Source organism: Kitasatospora sp. NPDC002543, from assembly GCF_053594915.1.
Genome location: NZ_JBSFWR010000237.1, coordinates 1 through 1,409 on the forward strand (window position 1 = coordinate 1; position 1,409 = coordinate 1,409).

3 protein-coding genes are annotated in these 1,409 nt (G+C 71.0%); 2 read left to right on the top strand and 1 reads right to left on the bottom strand.

The annotated features are described in order from the left end of the window. Positions 1-28 precede the first annotated feature (28 nt). Complete coding sequence (locus ACWD4P_RS38215; RefSeq protein WP_449782821.1) at positions 29-295, bottom strand: helix-turn-helix domain-containing protein; 267 nt, start codon at positions 293-295, stop codon at positions 29-31. Between the two features lie 250 nt (positions 296-545). Here ACWD4P_RS38215 and ACWD4P_RS38220 point away from each other — a divergent pair, with 250 nt between their 5' ends. Further along, positions 546-752: a hypothetical protein gene (locus tag ACWD4P_RS38220; protein ID WP_449782822.1), complete on the top strand. Its 207-nt coding sequence runs from the start codon at positions 546-548 to the stop codon at positions 750-752. Between the two features lie 77 nt (positions 753-829). Then, on the top strand, positions 830-1,291 hold the full coding sequence (locus ACWD4P_RS38225) for a rhomboid-like protein (protein WP_449782823.1): 462 nt from the start codon (positions 830-832) through the stop codon (positions 1,289-1,291). The last annotated feature ends 118 nt before the right edge of the window (positions 1,292-1,409 follow it).

A 1,409-nucleotide genomic window follows, 5' to 3' on the forward strand; every position in this document is an offset into this window, starting at 1 on the left:
ACGTCGACCCCGACAACTCCTCCGCCAGCTACCGCATCGCCCTCACCCCGGACAGCACCGGCCGCGGCCTCCAGAGCGGCAACCCGAGGCCGTGAGCAATTCGCACCAGGTGATCGTGCGTAAGCCCGGCCTCCCCCAGCTCCGCCTTCGAGATCGTTTTGCGATGTAGCCCGGAGCGCTCCGCCAGCCCCTCCTGCGTGAGGCGCTGAAGTCGCCGGGCCTGCCGGATCCGACGGCCCGTGTTGCGTCGCTGCTGGTCAAGGTACGCCTGGTCTGGCGATGGAGGGGGGATCACCCTCCGACGCTGACTATTCCATGATCAAATGTCTGCCCCTGGCCAGGGTCAAATCGTACGAACGCGCATTCGCTATGATTCGTTCGAATTTGAATCCTGGGGGGATTCCCACCCGGAGTGCACCATGCCCGCCCTCGCCCACGTCACGCCCCCCTCCTCCCGCTTAGTCCACTGGGTCACCCCTGCCGGCATACGCGACAGCTTCGTCCTGCTGCCCGCCGCCCCCGAACCACCAGACCCCAGTGAGACGATGAACAACGACACACCCCACCTCGCGCCGGAGCACGCCGCCCGCTACCGCATGGCCGAGGCCGACCTCGACCGCGCGCGCGAGGTCGACCTGCTGCACATCACGCTGCCGCGGCTGGCGCTGGAGTTCGAGCGCGTCCGCGCGGCCCTCGCCGACACTCTCCAACTCGTACGCGAGATCGCATCCCCCGATGACCCACACCTCTGACCTGCCACTATCCCGCTCAGTAACCATGGAAATCACAACGTCCATAGCTACATGTTTCGCTGGGCAAGTGGTGGACGATGATCACCAGCGGCCTGGTGGTGGACGGCGTTCCTGCCTGGGCGGGCATCGCGGCGGTCGCCGCCGTCCTGGGCCTGGCCGAGTGGCGCTGGGGCCCGGCCCGGGCCGGCGCGGTCTTCGTCTTCGGGCACCTGGGCGCCACGCTGCTCACCGAGGGCGCCATGTGGGTGATGGTGACCGCCCGCATCCCGGGCGCCCTGTCCCGCGCCCGCGACGTGGGCATCAGCTACGGCCTGGTCGCCACCGGCGCCTGCCTCCTCGCGCTCGGCCCGCCCGCACTGCGCCGCTACGGCCTCTCGGCGCTCGCCCTGGTCCTGGCGACCGCCTGGGCCTTGAACCAGCAGCTGGCCGACGCCGGCCACCTGGTCGCCCTCGGGCTGGGCGTACTCGCCTCCCGTACGGCCTGGCTGCGCACCCGGGCAGCCACCGCCCCGCCGCCCCGGCCGACCCCAACCACCTGACACCGCAAGCAAGTTGCCCGGCCCGAGGACCCGGGCCGCAACTTCCTGCCCGCGCCCGGCACCGTGACGCTGTTCGCCCCGCCGTCCGGCCCGGGCGTGCGCCTGGACTCCGGCGTGG